The sequence below is a fragment of the Desulfogranum marinum genome, from assembly GCF_963675105.2.
GTDB classification, from domain to species: domain Bacteria; phylum Desulfobacterota; class Desulfobulbia; order Desulfobulbales; family Desulfobulbaceae; genus Desulfogranum; species Desulfogranum marinum.
This window is the reverse complement of sequence record NZ_CAXXRO010000004.1, coordinates 1,389,084-1,408,663: the sequence shown is the minus strand read 5'-3', so window position 1 is coordinate 1,408,663 and position 19,580 is coordinate 1,389,084. Positions and strand designations below refer to the sequence as shown.

General features: G+C 45.9%; 18 protein-coding genes. 5 read left to right on the top strand and 13 right to left on the bottom strand.

Translation table 11 applies throughout. The features are described 5' to 3' along the window. Positions 1-217: 217 nt before the first annotated feature. The 7 genes from feoB to ACHZCY_RS15010 form a co-directional block, all read right to left on the bottom strand. Positions 218-2,356, bottom strand: coding sequence for a ferrous iron transport protein B (gene feoB, locus ACHZCY_RS15040; RefSeq protein WP_319549452.1), 2,139 nt, complete (start codon positions 2,354-2,356; stop codon positions 218-220). Further along, complete coding sequence (locus ACHZCY_RS15035) at positions 2,349-2,594, bottom strand: FeoA family protein (RefSeq protein ID WP_205221518.1); 246 nt, start codon at positions 2,592-2,594, stop codon at positions 2,349-2,351. Before ACHZCY_RS15035 ends, feoB begins: the two co-directional genes overlap by 8 nt. Before the next feature lie 292 nt (positions 2,595-2,886). After that, complete coding sequence (locus ACHZCY_RS15030) at positions 2,887-3,075, bottom strand: hypothetical protein (protein WP_319549451.1); 189 nt, start codon at positions 3,073-3,075, stop codon at positions 2,887-2,889. 68 nt (positions 3,076-3,143) lie between these two features. After that, entirely contained in the window at positions 3,144-4,199 is a 1,056-nt protein-coding gene (locus tag ACHZCY_RS15025; RefSeq protein WP_319549450.1) for a hypothetical protein, read from the bottom strand. Between the two features lie 129 nt (positions 4,200-4,328). Next, positions 4,329-4,676: an early set domain-containing protein gene (locus ACHZCY_RS15020; RefSeq protein WP_205221515.1), complete on the bottom strand. Its 348-nt coding sequence runs from the start codon at positions 4,674-4,676 to the stop codon at positions 4,329-4,331. Continuing rightward, positions 4,673-5,263, bottom strand: a complete 591-nt coding sequence (locus ACHZCY_RS15015) for a glycogen-binding domain-containing protein (RefSeq protein ID WP_319549449.1) — start codon at positions 5,261-5,263, stop codon at positions 4,673-4,675. Before ACHZCY_RS15015 ends, ACHZCY_RS15020 begins: the two co-directional genes overlap by 4 nt. Beyond that, a complete protein-coding gene (locus tag ACHZCY_RS15010; protein ID WP_319549448.1) occupies positions 5,263-5,748 on the bottom strand; it encodes an RNA polymerase sigma factor in 486 nt (161 codons plus the stop codon). Before ACHZCY_RS15010 ends, ACHZCY_RS15015 begins: the two co-directional genes overlap by 1 nt. 1,063 nt (positions 5,749-6,811) lie before the next feature. Between ACHZCY_RS15010 and ACHZCY_RS15005 the strand changes: the two genes are divergently transcribed. Continuing rightward, complete coding sequence (locus ACHZCY_RS15005; RefSeq protein ID WP_319549447.1) at positions 6,812-8,524, top strand: hypothetical protein; 1,713 nt, start codon at positions 6,812-6,814, stop codon at positions 8,522-8,524. 764 nt (positions 8,525-9,288) lie between these two features. On the opposite strand, the gene ACHZCY_RS15000 is transcribed toward ACHZCY_RS15005, so the two are convergent. Further along, positions 9,289-10,686: a Fic family protein gene (locus ACHZCY_RS15000; RefSeq protein ID WP_319549446.1), complete on the bottom strand. Its 1,398-nt coding sequence runs from the start codon at positions 10,684-10,686 to the stop codon at positions 9,289-9,291. Between the two features lie 744 nt (positions 10,687-11,430). After that, complete coding sequence (locus ACHZCY_RS14995) at positions 11,431-11,898, bottom strand: CYTH domain-containing protein (RefSeq protein WP_319549445.1); 468 nt, start codon at positions 11,896-11,898, stop codon at positions 11,431-11,433. A 147-nt stretch (positions 11,899-12,045) separates the two neighbouring features. On the opposite strand from ACHZCY_RS14995, the gene ACHZCY_RS14990 reads away from it, so the two are divergent. Further along, positions 12,046-12,642 (top strand): nucleoside deaminase, encoded by a 597-nt coding sequence (locus tag ACHZCY_RS14990; protein WP_319549444.1) that lies wholly within the window; start codon positions 12,046-12,048, stop codon positions 12,640-12,642. Between the two features lie 76 nt (positions 12,643-12,718). Next, on the top strand, positions 12,719-13,651 hold the full coding sequence (locus tag ACHZCY_RS14985) for a DMT family transporter (protein WP_205221510.1): 933 nt from the start codon (positions 12,719-12,721) through the stop codon (positions 13,649-13,651). A 201-nt stretch (positions 13,652-13,852) separates the two neighbouring features. On the opposite strand, the gene ACHZCY_RS14980 is transcribed toward ACHZCY_RS14985, so the two are convergent. Then, positions 13,853-14,437: a thioredoxin family protein gene (locus tag ACHZCY_RS14980; RefSeq protein WP_205221509.1), complete on the bottom strand. Its 585-nt coding sequence runs from the start codon at positions 14,435-14,437 to the stop codon at positions 13,853-13,855. 373 nt (positions 14,438-14,810) lie between these two features. Here ACHZCY_RS14980 and ACHZCY_RS14975 point away from each other — a divergent pair, with 373 nt between their 5' ends. Next, complete coding sequence (locus tag ACHZCY_RS14975) at positions 14,811-15,680, top strand: PfkB family carbohydrate kinase (RefSeq protein ID WP_319549443.1); 870 nt, start codon at positions 14,811-14,813, stop codon at positions 15,678-15,680. A 47-nt stretch (positions 15,681-15,727) separates the two neighbouring features. Here the strand turns inward: ACHZCY_RS14975 and ACHZCY_RS14970 are convergent, their stop codons facing one another. Beyond that, the gene (locus ACHZCY_RS14970) at positions 15,728-16,615 is read right to left on the bottom strand and encodes a DUF2971 domain-containing protein (protein WP_205221507.1); all 888 of its coding nucleotides are present in this window, start codon (positions 16,613-16,615) and stop codon (positions 15,728-15,730) included. Positions 16,616-17,005: 390 nt separating this feature from the next. On the opposite strand from ACHZCY_RS14970, the gene ACHZCY_RS14965 reads away from it, so the two are divergent. Continuing rightward, complete coding sequence (locus ACHZCY_RS14965) at positions 17,006-18,073, top strand: iron-containing alcohol dehydrogenase family protein (protein WP_205221506.1); 1,068 nt, start codon at positions 17,006-17,008, stop codon at positions 18,071-18,073. 84 nt (positions 18,074-18,157) lie between these two features. Here ACHZCY_RS14965 and ACHZCY_RS14960 read toward each other — a convergent pair whose 3' ends face one another. Both ACHZCY_RS14960 and ACHZCY_RS14955 read right to left on the bottom strand, forming a co-directional pair. Continuing rightward, complete coding sequence (locus ACHZCY_RS14960; RefSeq protein WP_205221505.1) at positions 18,158-18,508, bottom strand: DsrE family protein; 351 nt, start codon at positions 18,506-18,508, stop codon at positions 18,158-18,160. 162 nt (positions 18,509-18,670) lie between these two features. Then, a complete protein-coding gene (locus ACHZCY_RS14955) occupies positions 18,671-19,579 on the bottom strand; it encodes a cation diffusion facilitator family transporter (protein ID WP_205221504.1) in 909 nt (302 codons plus the stop codon). Position 19,580 lies beyond the last annotated feature (1 nt).

Here is a 19,580-nt window from a genome sequence, read left to right as displayed (position 1 = left end):
TTAACAATAAATAAATGTACGCATAGAAATGTAAAACGGATTGCCCTGAAAGTCAGCAGTTGTTTTTACGGCAGGAAAGGAAGAGAAGAAGATGACACGGCCCCTGACCAAAATCGGGAAATTCACAGTATACAACCTTCCATTCAGATAAAATGAAAGGTTGTATTGAGTGTTTACATAAAGAATGAAACGTCAGACTTTCATTACTGGCTGAAACTTAAGAGCAATTTTTAATTATTGGCAACGGAGCTAGTGCCGGCGTCTTTTCCTGCTCCTTCTTGCCCAGTAGATACAACCAACCATAAATGCCAACCAAAGTGAGCAAAGAGAGCAGAATATAAAGGACATTATGCCCTTCAGTCACCTGATAAAAGAAAGTGGCCACTGCCCAGGCCAGCAAGGTGGCATAAATCGCCATTACCGCTGCATAGTAGCCTCCCATTTCCTGACGGGCTGCGCCGATAACTGCAAGACAAGGAAAATACATGAGAACAAAGAGCAAATAGGCAAAGGCAGAGAATACGGTGAAATTTGCTGCAATATGCTTGTAAACAGAGGAGCTCGCTCCAATTTCTTCAGAAATCGTTTCTTGGTCTTCGGCTATCAGCCCCAGGCCGAGTAAATCTATGCTACTGATCACACCCACTAATCCTTCACCCACGGTGGTAAAGGCTTCGGTTATTGTCCCGCCTATATCAAGTTCAGCCGGCTCCTCAGCTACTTCCGCTACCGTTGCTTGGTTCATGTCCATTGAGGAATAGAGTGCGTTCACGGTACCGACAATGGCCTCTTTGGCAAAAAGTCCGGTAAAAAGAGCTACCGACGCAGGCCAGTTATCTTTTGTAATGCCCATGGGTTCAAATACCGGCGATATGGCTTTACCAGCATGAGCGAGTATCGAGGATTGCGAGTCTTCATTACCAAAGCTCATTTCACCATTTTCATAGCCAATGGAATTAATCAGACTGAGGATAAAAACTGCTGTGACAACAATAGTACCGGCTCTTTTGATAAAGGACTTAAGACGCAGCCAAGAACTTTTGAAAACCGCACTTACCCGTGGGGCATGATAAAGAGGCAGATCCATTACAAAATGGGACGGTGTTCCTTTGAAAAGCGTATTTTTCAAAAAGAATCCAGTGAGGATGGCCATAAAGAGACCACTGAGGTAAATCAGAAACACGGCTAAACCAGAATACGCACCAAAGAGAGCTGCACAGAAAAGAGCATACACAGGAAGGCGGGCACCACAGGACATAAATGGTGCCATAAATATGGTCATAAAACGGTCTCTTTTGCTGCTAAGGGTCCGTGCCGCCATCACGGCAGGAACCGTACAACCAAAACCAACTATCATGGGGATGAAAGCTGAGCCGGGCAAACCGATTTTTCTCATAAACTTGTCTGCAACAACGCCAACACGGGCCATGTATCCCAAATCTTCCAGGATGGCAAGAGCCAGGAACATGAAGAAAACGACAGGAATAAAGGTTGCCACGGTTTGACACCCGGCCCCGATACCGCCTGCAATGGCTACCGTAAGCCATTCAGGGCTACCAACGGCAGAGAGAAGCGCTTCGGGTATATCAACAAAAAGCAAACCGCCAATAATATCAAAGAAATCAATAAATACAGAGCCAAGACCTATGGCAAACCAGAACGTGACAAACATTGAGGCAAGGAAGATCGGAATTGCAGCGAAACGGTTCATGACAACATTGTCAATTCTGGTGGTCAGGTTTTCGCTGCGGTCTTTCTTCTCACGGGCAACCCGTCCACAGATGGCGTCGATGTGGGCATACTTTTTTACCGTATCCATGACTTCTTTAGTCGACACATGAGAATCATGGGCCGGCAGGTCGGCGACACGCTGTTCGATAGCAACCACTGCCTTTTTTACGGAGGACTTGTCCACTGCCACAACAGGAATAACCGGCAGGCCGAGATCTTTGCTCAACCGATCAATATCAATTTCAATACCTTCATTCTCAGCAACATCAACCATGTTGAGCAGGACAATGATTTGGTTGGTTCGCTCTTTGAGGTCCATGGTTAAATACAGGTTACGAGACAGGTTGGTCGCATCCACGACATTGATAATCAAGTCATACTCACCATCTCGAATAACCCGCTCTGCTACTTTCTGGTCTTCAGTGTCCGGGCTGAGGTTGTAAGTCCCCGGCAAATCTACCAGCTCAACCCGGCTTTCCTGAAGCGGGAATGTTCCTTCTATCTTTTCCACCGTAACTCCAGGCCAGTTGCCGACCTTCTGCCGGGCACCTGTCAGGCTGTTGAAAAGCGTTGTCTTGCCGCAATTAGGCACACCAGCAATAGCAATTCTTTCTATCTTATGCATTGTTGCACTCCCGAACGAGCACCTGGCGTGCTTCTTTTTTTCGTAATGCGATTCTACTGCCCCTGATCTGGACCACAATCGGGTCTGCTATTTTCACCGAAGAAAGCTCCACTGGAGTCCCCTCGACAAATCCCATTTTGTACAGCTTGGTGGCATAGTCCTCAGACGTGGTATTAAAACCTGTTACTTGATAGGTGATTCCTGCCTGCATGTTTGCAAGGACAATGTTTGCACTCATTTTTCGCTCCGGCTATTGTTTTTAGGTATACCTAATATCTATAAGGAGCGAGATTTAATTGAATTGAAATATAAAGTCAATATTTTTATTAGGGACGACTAACAAACGGCAGCTATCGCTCGTCCATGGTCCTACACGTAAAGATGTACCAGGCAAAATGTTGGTACATAAGTGAGCAGTTCATCATCAGCCCACAAAAAAAAACACCGTATTCTCAAACCGACAAGGCTTAGGAATACGGTGAGATAAAACATCTAGGCTAAAAGTATATTACCAATATGTTTCCTACTTACTATTTTCTTTTGCTGGAGCGAGCATCATCGTCAAAACCGCTACCGTCAGGAACGCCATCACCGGAGTTTGTTGCTGGTCCATAAGATTCTTTATCTAAAACGATAGTATCTTGAGCCATCTCAAAAGCCATAACCGGAACGGACAATAACAACGATACAGCAACAATAACGCCAACAACAATTTTCATAACAATTCCTTCCTTTTTAATGTTTTTCCTTTTTCCTATTTCCTATTTCCTATTTAAAGGCGATCTCATTATCGTCCCTTTCCGCCACCACTATTGCCGGATGACCCACCTTGGCCACTTGAGCCACCGGAACCTCCACTACTCCCAGCTGATCCGCCTCCGCCGCCTGAGCCACCGGAGCCGCCGCTACTTCCTCCAGAGCCGTCCGATCCGCCACTGCTCCCGCCTGATCCACTGGAGCCACTCCCTGAACCTCCTGAACTTCCAGAGCTACCAGCACCATTACCAGACGAACCACCTGAATTTCCGCCGGCACCGCCGGCCTGTCCACCAGATCCTGCCCCATCACCATGAGACTGGCCAAAACCTGACGACTTCCCGAAATCTTGAGCAGCCCCTCCAGAACCAATGTGCTCACCAAGCTGCGTGGCCATCCCCTGGGCAGAACCGTTTAGTGCCCTTCCCATGAAAGCCTTTTGTATCTGCTGCATATCTGCATCGTCATATGACTGCTCCAAAGCGCTGACCACTACGTCACTAACAGTCACTGATTCAACTCCTCGCCGTGCCATTAGTCTGGTTGTGAGCATTGTCTCAAGAGCTAGCTCTCGTGACTCCTGACGGGTCATTGTCTGTAAACGGGTTTGCAATTCTTCCACAATCTTATCGCAATCTTGTTGTTTCAATCCGGCGGTGTACGCTTCGGCAACAACCTTGCCCAAAACCTGTGCATCCTCGGCATCATCTACTAACTGCCGAACCTGACGATAGGCATAAGCGTATCTGTTTCGCACTGTGGTCATCGCCTGAACAATCCTCTGTTCATCTACACCTTTGGCAATGCCTTCATACACTTTATCAGCTAAAGGTTGGGTCGGGAGTCCTTCTTGCTTAGCGTCCTGTATAACCTTCTGCACCCGAACCTGATTGCTATGGGTGAAACGTTGTCGTTCCATCGCCTTTAACAGAGCCGGCAATTCCTCTTGATCAACAATGAATTGTGCCATCTCTCGCGTCTGCGATCGCTGCTGCAATTCAACAGCATCTGTAACCGGCTCATCTGCAAAAGCGAGTGAGCAGGTCGCAAAAAACATCCCAATTAAAACGACATATATATTTTTCATCGCTTCTTCTCCTGAGAGTTGAAGTTACTTGTCATAACCACCACGTTCGTATGAAACGGCAATTTATTAAGCTCAATAACAACAGTTTTTTTTCATCTTTACTAATACAACGCCTAAACAGCACAGGGGTTACAACTCTTCAGAAAAAAAACAATTTTTCCCACCAAAATCATCCATCACCGTATATCTGCACTCAGGCAAGGTAACGACCCCGTCGACCATATAGAAGTAGGTAAACTCTTTTGCCTTTGGCACAGTAACCACCCAGCTATCACCCTTTGCTTGAGCTGCCTCATGCAGTTGAAAACGATCAGCGGATGATGCAAAGACAACCTTTTTCGCTTCAGGATATTCGCAATAGACGGTGATCGAATCTCCAGCGACCCGAATAGAATGTTTGGGTGCACAGCCCGAAAAAAATAGCAGGCACACAAACAACAACCCCGCAATCCAGTTTGCTCTCAACCAAGTAGTCATGCCTTACCCTCCACGACTAAAATCGAGTTAATTGCTCCAAAATCATCTGCCTCCTGGATATCCACAGTTGGATCTGGAACAAGCCTTTTACCATCGACGATAAAGGTATACCTGTGTTCACCAGATACCACTGGCAAGGTTACCTCCCAGTACCCATTGGTACCGGACGGCACGAGGGCCACCTTTTGCCAGTCAGTAAAACTGCCTGTTATCTCCACCTGCGCCGAACCTTGCTGGTAGATGACAAAACGATGCGGGACTGGTGCAGGTTGCAACGCAGCAACACTCTTGCCAGCTGGCTGGTCAGCTGTTGGTGAAAAAAACGATCCCGCAAAAAAAGTAAAACAGAGCACCACACATGCTGCCAGTCCAAGGCCAAGCGAGTGCCAGGTGTTTGCTCTTTTCATGGTCGGCATCTCCAGATCAGGCACATCATGCATCAATGCACCAGCCAGCAGCTTCTCCTGCTCGAGCAGTTCCAACACCTCTTCCCGGTATCGCTTGTTTGTTGCAACCTGATCTACAAACAGCTTTTTTTCATGCAGGGAGAGTTCGTCATCGATGTACATACTTATGAACTGTTCCATTATTGCACCTTGTTGCGTAGTAGCTCTCTAAGTGTTTTTCTTGCCCGATGGACACGGACTTTTACATTGGCAAGACTCAAATCCAGGAGAGCACCAATATCCTTATAGGCCATCCCCCCCACTGCCAGCGTGAGTATTTCTCGGTCCTTTTCAGGGAGTTTTTCCATTGCCTGCAGGATACGCGAACGCTCTTCTTTACGGATAAACGTCGTCTCCTCATCCGGAATTACAACCTGAGGCAGGTTTAAAGTATTTTGCTTATATCGGTTGCGCTGGTAATCCACCAGCGCATTACGGGCAATGGTAAACAGCAGGCTGGGGATGAGTGTCTTCTGCGCAGTGCCATACTGCTTAAAATGGCGGGTAAAACTCTCCTGGGTAATATCCCTGGCGACCTCTCTGTCACCACACCGAAAAAACAGGTAACTGAAAAGCCGATTCTTCTGGTCCGTATAAAACCGTTGATATGTAGCTACTTTTTCCACGGTTATGCCCTGTAGAGTTCTACGTTAACAGCTTTCTATAGATACAACAGTACGGTATAAAAAAGGTTACATTCTTTCTCTATTTTTTTTTGGGAAGGAAAGTGACTGAAAGGGGAGAGACGAATCAGAATGATACCTGTGCGCTGCCCTATCATTTAAAATAGACAATACAATATTCTACTATTATATTTTCTGGAAAATAATTGACTGAGGGTGTCAGGAAGTAGCTAATCCTTTCAAATTCTACATCAGCTAAGCCCTATGGGCATCTTTAAAATCCAGCAAGTTTATGCCGTCCAAGATCATCCGGAAGCATCTCTAATTCCAACTCGTAACAGCCCCCTCTTCCTGACAACCCGATAGGGTTAACAGCAGGCTGTGCCCTCCGGCACAAAATATTGGCAACTTGCCTTTTCCCTTTGCTCAGCAAAAAGAAAACACTATCAATGCAAGTATGGGGTAAATCCTCGGAATCCTGAAAAATATTTGAATTAAAGCGGCGGCAGAGGTATAGTGTAACTTCTTGAATTTGTAGGACAAGTGGTGGTTTGCGTCACAATGTAGCAGTTTTTTTTGTGATCTTTTATGGAGTACATGTGGCGTTGCAACGGCTACAAGTCAACTACAGGATTTTACATCTTCTGTAGACACGAGGTCAACATATAGTGGAAAGATATTGACTTTTGCTGGGGAGGATTTGTTACGTATTCTGCCCAGAAACCTTCACAGGAAACATCTCAAGTAAGCAGATGCCTGCCATCGGTTAACCTTACCTCATAACATCTTCACTTGACGATACTGTCGAAGAGAGACGTATGGTCCGGCTTTATGAGCAAGGTGCTGAAGCTGGTAGCATTGGATGAGAATTGCCTTGATTGCTATCATAGCTACCTGCTCTCTTTTCTCGCAGCAAGCAGCGGGAAATAAGCCCGAGGAGAGTTGAAATAATAACAACTTATTTTTTTGGTCTATAAATGATATAATGAGAATATTGCTACTTTCAATATATTTACCAAATAGTGAACTTATGCATTTTAGAAAAAATATTTCCAGAATGTTTATAATGAAAATAGTTGTAGGAGCAATCGCGGGAATGGGCCTGCTATTCGCCAGTGGGGGGCAAGGTGCGTTTGCCGAACAGCATGACATAACAGGCGTTTTATACCTACTACTTTTAGACAAAAAATCCTCCACAGGACCCCATGCTTCGTTAACATATTCTGATTATCCAACGGCCTGTCTTGCATGCCATAACAATGGTTCCGCTGGCAACCAATATGACCAGCTGTGGAACTCCATTCATTATCAATGGCTTGGCACTGCCGAAGATATGCTGAATCAGAGCGACACCCAGCAGGGCAAACTTACCAACAGTGTCAACTCATACTGTATCAATATTTTGGGTAATTGGCCGGTATGCGGTTCCTGCCATGCCGGACGGGGCATTAAGCCCGGCAATGGTGACACAAAGGCAAATATAGATTGTCTCGTCTGCCACAACAAGGACTATGCAACCCAGCGTACCAGGCTGCCTGACGGCTCAATGGGTGTTACCATGCCAACCGACAGCATGGTTCAGAACATTCACGCTCCCACCAGAACTAATTGCCTCATGTGCCATGCCACAGCAGGTGGTGGAGATGGGGTTAAACGTGGCGATCTTTCCGTGGCAACTATCAACAATGCCGACGCCACTTTCGATGTTCATATGAATACTGTTGGCAGTGACCTATCCTGCCAGAGTTGTCATGTATTTAATGACCATAAGGTCATAGGCAAGGGGTCTGACCTTCGCCCGACCGACGATCAGGAGCGTGGTTCTGAAGTATCCTGTACAACCTGTCATGCAACCATGGCAACAAGCGGTCACGCTAGCACCACAACAGACAGACATGTTTCAAGGGGCAAAATTGCCTGTCAAGTCTGCCATATCTCAATCTATGCCAAAGTTGCCACTGAGACTCATCGGGATTGGTTATATCATCATGACGGCACGGATGCAACGACATGCAGTGATGCCAGTCCTTGCCCGGGACATCCTCATACTGAAAAGGCAGCCGACCTGACCCCAAAATACAAGTGGTGGAACCGCCTGAGTGACAATTATCTGCTCGGTGATGACGCTTCAATTACTTATGACGCTGCATTGGAGACCTATCCAACGTCACGACCCTTTGGAACCTTTGATCTGGACGATACCGACACAAAGATCTATCCGTTCAAATATAAGACAGCAAAACAGCCAATGATCACAGACAATAACGTGCTCGCAGCCCTCGACACCTTTGTATATATGGTAGGAACAGGAAATGTGACCGAAGCAGTTGAAACTGGTTTGGTAAATATGGGGTATCCTGCTTCGCAAACTGTTGAGTGGGTAACGACTGATACCTATCAGTTATTAAATCATGGAGTCGAACCAGCAGCCACTGCGCTGGATTGTACTGATTGCCATAGCGGTGCCAGCGGACTCACAACCAATACCCGAATGCCTTTCGCTGCTCTGGGTTATCATGATTTCCGCAACAGTTCAGTTAACCTTTGTGCCTTATGTCATGAATTGGAAAACGATAATCGTATCGATATTCATGACAGACATGTACGAAGTATTGGATATGCCTGTGCAGATTGTCATGGCACAGGTGCTCCACTCAGAAAACCGCAAGGTGATCTCTGTAATGACTGTCATGGTTTTGAAAGTGATACCATACAAAATATTCATATAAAACACGTCAAAGATAAAAAATATGACTGCAATGAGTGCCACTTTTTTTGAGGTGGTCACTTCTAAAAGTTACCCATACGGAGAAATAATACTTTTAATAACATTTGAGAGATACAGCCGTCACTCGGTGATAAATAATCGTATTGAGGTCAAGGAGTATGGATGAGTGTAATTAGAGTAAACTTGAGGTCTTTACCCAAAAACACCTCAAAGTAGACGATTATACACCATGTTTCCTGCCTTAACATACCCCTAACTGGTTTCAAAAAGACAGTATTCAGTTCAGGTACGTATCTTTTATCGTTTTTGCCCAAGTCAACTTAACCTTACCTGTACATCTATTAACCGGTGAAGCGCCTGCTTCAATTTAACCTTCTTCCTGTTTATCCTCAGAGGCACTACCATTTAAGGAAGCAACATCTGTCGTTCAGGCAAAATTCTATCTTCACAGGAAACACCTCTCGTTTGAGTCGGTGACAAAATTCATTACCTTCGATTTGGCAATGTTAATTTCAAAGACAAGTTTCAGAAATCACCTTCTTTTTGGTAAGGTTCTGTTTGTAGTTGCTCCATTCTTGAACAATTTTTGGTTGTTGGCCGATCTCACCAAATAATGAAAATCTAAACCCTGGCATCTTCACTATCCTGCGATGAGCTCACGGGATAATCTCAACTTGGCTTATTTTACCAAAATCTCATTTCATCAGAAAACTGCTGGCGGCTTTTGGCCCGTAGACTTGAGAAGCATCTATACATGATGACCTTGGCAATTACTTAGGATTGGCAATACAGGTATGACAGTGAACTATGAGTCGTTAATGCCAAACCTTTTCCCAGTCAGCAAACTCTAATGGTCGCAACCCGTAACGGGTAAAATTTCCCTCATGCAAGTTGCTCAGCTCGGTTTCGACCACTTCAATAAAACGTGATTGATCCCGGGATGGAATATCTGTTTCTGAGTAGCTTGCTATTCGATGTGCGGCCTTCTGCTTATCAGTACAATTACGCACCACCTCGGCCACAAGATTTTTTATTTGCTGCCGATATCGTAATCTGAAAGGATCGGGTTCACCGAGAGATTGCCGGAGAGCAGAATACCGAGCACAGGATCGTTCATAGGCCCAAATGAAGACATCACGCAAAAGCTCAACCCGATTTAACTCGTAAATAGCGACTGTGCCGTCAATATAAGCTTGATCTGGTACATCAAGAAATGAGAGTGGACAGAGATTTCTGCGGATCAATGGGATATTGGCGGCAAGACGAGAAACACGCTTGTTTACATCTAAAAACGGCTGCAGATATGGCAGATGGACCATTGAAAAAAAGGCCTGTTCAAAGGGATCCTCTATTTTTGAAGCAAGGGCAAGGAGTTGCCCGAAGCACTCATCTATTAGTTGTGGTATTTCTAGAGGATGATACACAGATCCACCGATCATTACCGGGGCTGCCCTCAATCGACCACATGCCTGTGGGTCGGGCAGAAGATTTTGGGATAGTAAGGCGTGCAGATTAAGTATAGTATACCTGTTAAATCCTACATCGGGGGCTTGCTCCACTAAAAGCTCGATTGCGTCTTTGTGATTCAAGAGCATCTGTGTTTCCATCGCCTTTTTACCTTCCGCTGCCTCACCTAGCTCTAGAAGACGTTCGGTTTCTAATAGAGAATAAGTGTTCCCTTCCAATCGGCTGGAATTCCATGAAAGGTCAACTAATAATCGATTGAAAATCTTCCTAGCATAAGTTCCCGCTATTCGCTGCTCCTCTGGGGAGCGTCCAAGCTCCCAAAGCCTTTTCCGAATTTCTGCAGTAAGATAAAAGGTGCTGTTTGGTTGGTACGCATCAAGAAAAGTGCGGTTATATCCAACAGGCTTTCGGGCCTGGAGAGATTTTCGAATAGCCTTCTTGCTCTCTTCTCCTGATGGGGATAATGGAATATAGACTTCTTGGGATGCGACGGATATGTCGGGCTCTTCTTTTAAATTTGGCCTGTCACCAGTTGCAGGTACACAACGATATCGAATGGCTCTTGCTTGCCCTTCCTTTATGAGGCGCTTTTGTTCTACAAGTAATGCTAAACGCCTCTGCAATGTCCGACGAGGTATTTTTCCTTCAAGCGTAGAGTAGATTGTTTCAATACCTGCCCCACCAGGAAAGGTGGCCACCACTTTTACAATGTTTTCCAGTTCGTCTTGGGAGATTTGTTTTGGCATAGTACAATTATATGACGCGATTCTGGCAATCGCGCCACAATAAACTGTTTATCTGGCGCGAAAAACTATCGTGACACTTTATTTGGCGCAACTTCCATCCCAAGTCAATTTCACTCCACTCCACTCCATGAGAAGGTACAGGGACTCACGATATAACAATTGCAGAGACTAGTAATGGCAATGTTAACCATTTAAGCAATTCCGCAGTTTTACACTATTCCTGTACATTTACTGTTTCGCCAGTCCCTCATTCGCGGAGATTTCATGTTTAGTTGCACTAATTTTTCACAGTTGGAAAAATTACTATCGAAAACGGAATTCGACCCTACTGGTAATATTAGCGATAGCGATATACTCAATTAATACCTAAATCCTGCAATTGCCACGTTTGCCGAAGGTGCGAGGCTGCGTACACGCAGACGTACTGTAGTACTTAAACTGTTCGCAAACAAAGCAGATTCGGTAAAATTGGCAATCTCGAAGGGTGGCAAGCATGAGAAAAATGCTCTTAAATGTAACTCACATAAAAAGTGAACTAATTTCTTGTTGATAAAACCGATAACAGTCTGAAAAAACATAATTAAAAGCATTTTTGTCATGTTTGACATGCAAGATTTAGGCAATAGAATAAAAAACCTAAAGGGAACAAAATGAGTGGCCCCTATAGCTGGAGTGGCGGCTCTACATGGCTTTAACAAAACCTTTTTGCAGTGAGCCCTGCAAAAAGGTTCTTTTGAGATATGCTTACTCCCAACTGCAATAAGGATTTCGAGCAAGATTTGAATTAAAATAGCGTTGGTCTTGGGTTACTTCTGCTCCCACCCATTCCGGTTTTGCATAGAACTGGTCTTCACTTTCAAGTTCGACTTCGGCTACGACCAACCCTTGATTCTCGCCAAAAAACTCATCCACCTCCCAGGTAAAGCCTTGATAGTCGATCTTGTACCTGTTTTTTTCAATCAACGGTTTGGCGCATAGCTGGTCGAGCATGGCATTGGCGTCTTCCACCGGGATCTCATACTCAAATTCGCTTCTGGTCGCCCCCGTGCTCTTTCCCTTGACGGTCAGGTAGCCTGTATTTTCAATGGTTCTTACCCGCACGGTCGATTCTTTGCTTGTACTCAGGTATCCTTGACGATAACGAACCCCTTGGGCCAATTTTTTCCACGCTTCGCCAACCAGTAAAAATTTTCGTTCTATTTCTATTCCCATGCCTGCTCTCCTTGTGCTGGAATTATTCTATTTCCTTTAGTATTGTTTTTCAGGTACTCTTTCCCGCAAAAGGGAGGTATCTCTGAAGACTTCAGGATACCTTGCCCATCACATCCTCCTACCTTTCATTTTAGCAACCCGTACGCCATGCAAACCAATACCACTGTAACCCAACTTACGCTCCAACTCCCACAATGGGCCATTGATAAAGTACAAGAGCTGCCCCCTGTAATGCCAGACGTTGAACAGAGAATGGAGACAGTTCTCTTTTTCGCCGGTGCAAACTTCAAAAACGATACAGGTGGCCCTTTTGCAGCCGCTGTCTTTGAAGAGGCAAGCGGTAGATTGGTCTCGATTGGGGTGAACAGGGTTGTGCCCAGCAACTGCTCCACCGCCCATGCCGAAATCATGGCCCTGTCACTTGCTCAAGCTCAGCTGCAGACCTATGACCTTGGTGGCCCTGGCATGCCCTCCCACCAACTGGTGGTAAACTGGTGCCCCTGCGCCATGTGTTTTGGCGCTGTACTCTGGTCAGGTATCCGCTCGCTGGTTATTGCCGGTGCAGGCAGCCAATTGGAGGCCATCACAGGCTTTGACGAAGGGCCGATACATCCCCAATGGCGACAAGAGCTGGAAAAGCGTGGGATTACACTCCTGGAAGATGTTCTCCACGAGCAAGCGGTTGCGCAATTTGAAGAGTTCGCGGCTTCCGGGCGACCTGTTTACAACGCACGACTTGGCTGAGCATGCAGCCTTATCGACAACTACATCTATCCGATGATGACTCAGAGAACCCTTTCCCAAGAGTTTACCTAACCTTATGATCCGCATAATGCTTCTCGGCCTTTTGGCAGGACTCTTTTTCAGCACCACCTTTATCCTCAACCGATCTATGAGTCTTGAAGGTGGGCACTGGTTCTGGTCAGCCTCTTTGCGCTATGGGTACATGTTTGTTTTTCTTGTTTTCTGCCTGATGGCCTCTAAAGGCAGGGAGTATTGTTTCCAACTCATGCGGGAATTCATCCGCCACTGGCAATTCTGGGTACTCAGCGGCAGTATCGGGTTTGGTGGTTTCTATGCACTCATCTGCTTTGCAGCAGATTTTTCCCCCGGGTGGGTGGTGGCAACGACCTGGCAACTGACCATCATTGCCTCTCTTTTTGTGCTGCTTCTTTTTGGAAGGAGGTTCTCCCCCAAAATCTGGCTCTTTTCTTCGGTGGTGTTTTGCGGGGTCCTGTTGGTCAATGTCAGCCAGATTGAAACAACCCGTCTGAGCGAACTCCTGTTGGGGGCCCTCCCCGTCCTTGCCGCGGCCTTCTGCTACCCACTGGGTAACCAATTGGTGTGGGAGGCACAAAACGGCCACAAAAGGCTGCCGCTTATCGATGCACAATTTTTAGAAAACGGCTTTGCCAAAGTTCTTCTCTTAACCACCGGCAGTTTTCCATTCTGGCTCGTGCTCTTTGCCGTGGTCACTCCTGCCTCTCCTTCGGGTGGGCAACTTTTTTCCGTTGCTCTGGTTGCCCTCTTTTCCGGTGTTATCGCGACAACCCTCTTTCTTAATGCACGTCACCTGGCTGATAATGCCAGTAAACTTGCCGCTGTGGATGCAACCCAGTCAAGCGAGGTGCTTTTTGCCTTGGCCGGAGAGATCCTTATCCTTGGCAGTGGTTTTCCCAACAGCCTTGGCTTTATCGGCATCCTGATCACTGTTGTGGGGCTTATCGCCTTTGTTCGCCATGACCACTCATAAGCCCATCTTGTAGACCTGCCTTTTCGTCCACTCTCTTAAAATCCGAGTTTTATCTCCTCATGCTCAAAAAATTATCCTTTGAGGCAAAAAAGAAGGCGATAGACATCATATGCCTGTGGTAATTTCCTGAGCATAGCTCAGAAGCTGAGGCAGACCTAAGCTTGGACAAAAAATCCTCACCATTCAAGATATTTTTAATGATTAGCCGGCAGAAAAATAGCGAGGTTCATTGCCTGGCTTCCATTTTATATTACACCCCATGCTGGGTTTCTGCTCTTCTGCGACTGGATCTCCCTTGATCAATGCATCAAGAGCACCCCGCAGATCTTTTCCTGTTACCGGAATGTTATTTCCCGGCCTGGAATCATCAAGTTGCCCACGATAAACCAGCAGTTTCCGGCTATCAAACAGAAAAAAATCCGGGGTGCAGGCAGCCTGATAAAGTTTAGCCACCTCTTGAGAGGCATCATGGAGATATGGAAAAGTGTAGCCCTGTTTTTTCACCTCTTCCTGCATTTTCTCATAACTATCATCAGGGTGGGTTGCAGCATCGTTTGCATTAATAGCGATCATGCTAATGCCTTTCGAGGCATATTCCCTGCCAATGGCAGCCAGTTCCGGCCCTACATGTTTCACGTAAGGGCAGTGGTTGCACATAAAAACTATCAGGAGACCAGCTTGCGGAGCAAGATCTTCAAGACTTATGTTTTTACCGGTAGTATCCGGCAGGGTAAAAGCAGGTGCTTTTGTTCCTATTTCCAACATGTTTGATGCGGTTAAAACCATTTTCCAGCTCCTATGGTAGCATGTATTTGTCTTCAAACAATATGTTTAGCTTACTCTCATAACAGTCATCGAGAGGGGCTATTCTTCGATAAATTCACCTATATTATTTCAGCGCATATAATAATCATCTTCTTTCTTTTTACCAACACGACCACAGACGTATAAAGGGACCACCCAATGCTTTGCTGGTATAAAGCCCCCTTAATCGAGAGTAGTTCTCAGCCTATTACCAGTTGAAAACAAAACAAAATCAGTATACTATACAGCTTTAACTTAATATAAGTCTTGCCTCTTGGTGCCTGTTCCGGTGACAACTCTTCTCCGGTTTGAACGCCAACAGACAGCCCCCCTTTTATTTTGCTTACAGATTACCATGATTTACAATGGCATTTTTTTGGGCCTTACAACGGTTGACATCATCCACTATGTTCCCCGTTTCCCTGGTGTCAATGAAAAGCTAAAAAACGAACGACTGCTTTCCTATGCTGGTGGTCCGGCAACAAATGCTGCCGTCGCGTTTGCAGGACTCGGGAATACCTCAACCCTTATCACCGGGATTGGTAATCACCCCGGTGGGGTGTATATAAAAAACGAACTGAGCGATTGGGGAGTGGACGTCAAAGACTACACCAGTCAACCTGAACGGCCTCCGATAATGGCATCGATCATTGTTGACCTTTCTAACGGCAATCGCATGGTTGTCTATTCCAACACGGATACCAGACGGCTTAAGCGGGATGCGTCAAACGAAACACTGCTGGAAAACAAGGATATCCTGATGCTGGATGGACACTATATGGAACAGGCAGTGCTGGTGGCAGAAAAAGCACGCACGCTGCATATTCCAATCGTGCTTGACGGGGGAAGCTGGAAGGAAGGGGAAGAAGCACTCCTGCCTTTTATTGATTTTGCCATCTGCTCTGCGGACTTCTTCCCCCCTGAATGCAACGATCAGGAAGCCGTTATTCGCTTTTTACAAAACCATGGCATTCAAAAAATTGCCATTACCAGGGGGGCTGATCCGGTGGTGGTAGTAGACAAGTCTGAAAAGACGGAAATACCTGTCATGGACGTCAAACCAATGGACACCCTTGGTGCCGGTGATATTTTTCATGGAGCATTTTGCCATTTCATTCTCCAACACGACTACCTTACCAGTATTTCCAGGGCTGCTGAAATAGCCAGTCTTTCCTGTACTTCTCTTGGCACCAGAAGTTGGATAGAACAGGAACGGTTCATTTAAAGCTGGTATCATACACGCACCCGCCCCAGTCCTGCAAAGGACTAGGCTCACCTCTGGCGGTAAGGAATCTGACAGTAGTCGATTCCTTTTGCAGGCACAATTCCATGCTGGCCAAGAAACATCTGCAACGAGTTCATTGAAATATTGATGTTGGATGTTGGCCCAAGATAGCAGTGATCCAGTTGCGGCGGTTGCCCTACCGCCAGCTGGAGCTCAAATTCCACATAGGGGACCAGCATAGCATTAGCTTCTCTGAACAACAACGACGACTCGGTTCGACTGATCAATACCGGCGAGACAATTCGCCATTCCTTTTCTTCACGAAAGGATGGATGCTTCAAAATTGCTGCAATCCGTAACAAATCAATTTCTATCTTTTCAAAGACGAGGTGATACAGGCCGGATAATTCTTCACAGGTCTCTCCGCCCCGTACCTGGTGGGCCACATTATGCTCTATAGCGTCCACTACTTTGGCAATGAGTTGACGCTGCCGTACCGGATCATAAATACACTTGCCAATCTGAAAATGCTGCTTGCGTGCACATTCAACAATATAATCAGCAGAGAAGCCTAGACTGACACCCTTGCCATGGGTACTGTATCCGCGCCACTGACTGAGCAAGTTACCATGGGAGCGAAACGAGGCTCCAAACAGCATATGGCCGTTGGTGATTCGATAGGCAACCCAATCAACAAATTGCCCTAACAGGTCAGCCGTACCCTGCCCCTTGGCCAATCGTTCCTGCACTTCAACCCTGATTAAATCTGCTGAATGCTTCAATTCAGCAGAATCATTCATATACCTGATATCACTAGCCCATAATTTATTACTGCCCACTATACCCAATAAGCCGGTCAGGGTTGTATAGTGATAAAGGAGTTCTTTGGGAGTATCTCCAAATAATTGCTCGGTTAATTTTCTGATCTCTTCCACCTTTTCTTTTACACTCCCAAAATGAATATAACCAATATACAACCGCTATGGTTGCCCTTGGCAGAAACAAACATCTGAAAAAAAGCAGCCGAAGAACAGCTTGAGTTTTCAAAACCCATCTGGTATGCAGCCTAGTGGGCATCAGGTTCACCCATACAGTGAATAGAACTTCAAATCAATTGTCTGCTCAATATGTTGTTTTTCATGGTAGAATTTATTTTTTCTAACATTCGACGTGCAGGATTTAGGTATTATGTCTTTTCATTGCCCTGTAATCGCGTTAGCTCTTGAGGGTTTATACACCTTCACCTTTTTTAACAACTTTATCGTGCGACAGAACAAAGCATATATTTCAGAACAGTTACCAAACATTTAACACACAAATTCCCTATGTATAGAAATTTTAAAATTGTACCAAATATTATTTTCGGCCGTGGCTGCTTCAATCAACTCGGTGAGATTCTTGAAACAAAGCGAGGCAATCAAAATGCTCCTATTATATTTGTCTTAGATGATGTTTTCAAAGGAAAAACTCTGGAGCAAAGGCTGCCACTCAAGGGAAATGACATGATCCTCCATGTCAATGTGGATGACGAACCCAAAACCAGCTACATTGACGCACTGGTGGAGCAAATCAAGCAGACCTATGCTGTTATCCCTGACGGTATCATTGGTGTTGGCGGCGGCGCTACCATGGATATTGCCAAGGCAGTTTCCCTGATGCTGACCAACCCAGGTTCAGCTGCTGATTATCAAGGCTGGGACCTGATCAACAATCCAGCGGTTTATCACGTAGCCGTTCCTACCTTATCCGGAACCGGTGCTGAAATTTCCCGTACCACGGTTTTGACCGGTCCGGAAAAAAAACTCGGCATTAATTCCGATTACACTCTGTATGATCAAATACTTCTCGATCCCGAGCTCATTGCCGACGTTCCCAAAGAGCAATGGTTCTATACCGGCATGGATTGCTATATCCACGATGTTGAATCGCTTGAGGGAACGTACATCAACGAGTTCAGCAAGGCGTACGGTGAAAAATCCATTGAGCTGTGCAGACAAGTCTTTTTAGAAGATCATCCGGAAAAAGATGATAAACTCATGATGGCCTCCTATTTTGGCGGCATGAGCATCGCCTACTCCCAGGTTGGCGCCTGCCACGCGCTGTCCTATGGTCTTTCTTTTGTTCTTGGCACCCACCACGGTATCGGTTGCTGCATAACCTTTGATTATCTCGAGGATATTTACCCTGAAGGAGTACGTGAATTTCGACAAATGATGGCCAAGCACGGTATTACCCTGCCTCGCAACCTGACTGCCGATCTCAGTGAAGAAGAGCTCAACACCATGGCCACGGTTGCTTTGGGATTAACGCCATTATGGGAAAACTGCCTTGGCAAGGACTGGGAACAAAAAATGACCCGAGAAAGGGTCCTGGAGCTGTACCGACGGATGTAGGTATAAATATATGCTGTCTCACCACTGGCTAATCCGGGTGAGGCAGCATAGCTCACTTGCCTCTAAAGAAAACGACCTCTCCGATTAAAAATTAAAGACTTTCGCTTCGGCAGCCATGTCAATCAAGTGAGGGCCTCCATCCAAAAGCATATTGGGATGAAAATTTGCTTCATCAAGGTTTCTGTTTTTGGCGCAAGGGGTACAGACTCCGGTTTCAACTTCTTGTTCAATCAGATACGGCAAATAGTCATTGGGGCAATCGCCGGTATCTGTCTTGATGCTCCCGTCCTGACCCTTCATTGCCCAATCCACACCACTGTCAATCAAAAACATATTAACTTTATGCCCCTTTGAATGAGCTATCTTGGCAAATTGAAAACAACGAGTTGCCTTTTCGTTGTCGTTGTGTCGTAATACAAATAAAAAGTTTGCCACACTCTCCTCCTTTGCAAAATATATTATCTAGTCTGCACAAGGTAAGTCACTCAACTTACCCGAAAAATCAGCAGAATCAGTAATACCAGCATCGGAAAAAGCTGACAATAATAATTTCCAAAATTGCCCTCTTCATAAACAGAAAAATGAAGGGAAAGCCGACTATCTGCGGCACCCGCCGCAATCTTCCTCGTTGCAATTGTCAAAGGTGCAGGGTTCAACATGAATAGTGATGTCCGCCCCCTGAACAGCGTTAGCGATTTCGTGTTCCAGTTTATCGGTGAGCTGATGGGCTTCGGCAACGGTAAGTTTTTTACAGACCGTCAGATGAAAATCGATCAGCTTGTGTGACCCTGCCTTTCGGGTACGAAGATTGTGAAAATTGTATTTTTTCCCACAATGCTGCTTGATAATAAACTCGACTTGTTTACGTAGCGGCTCGGGCAACTGCTCATCAAGTACCTCCCTGAGGCTAAGCCTGATCAACTTCAAAGCCTCATACAGTATATAACAGGCCACAAGCATGGAAAGCACAGCATCAATCCAATACAGCCGGAAAAAGGCCATCGCTGTTACCCCGGCAAGCAATGCCAGGTTGGTGTACACATCCATGGAAAAATGAAGGGAATCCGCTGCCAGGGCAGAGGAGTCAGTCTCTTTGGCAACTTTCAGGAGATACCTGCTAATCGCCCATGAACAGATTACACTAAAAGCAAGCACCGCAATTCCGCTACCTAATCCGGTGGGGGCAGCTCCGGCTGCCAGGCGACGCACGGATTCAATCAAGATCCATACACCTGACCCGCCGATGACAAGCGATTGAATCAACGTAGCCATGGTCTCAAATTTGCCATGACCATAGGGATGGTTTTCATCAGCAGGTTGTTCTGCCTGTCGAATGGCCAGAAAATTCACTCCAGACATGAGGATATCGAGCATGGAGTCAATGGCTGAGGATAAAACAGCCATTGACCCAGTGAGAATCCCCACCGTAAATTTCATAACAGCCAGGCTCAATGCCGTGACAATGGAAAATTTAGCAGCCCTGATCTTTTTTTCAGAATTTTTCATC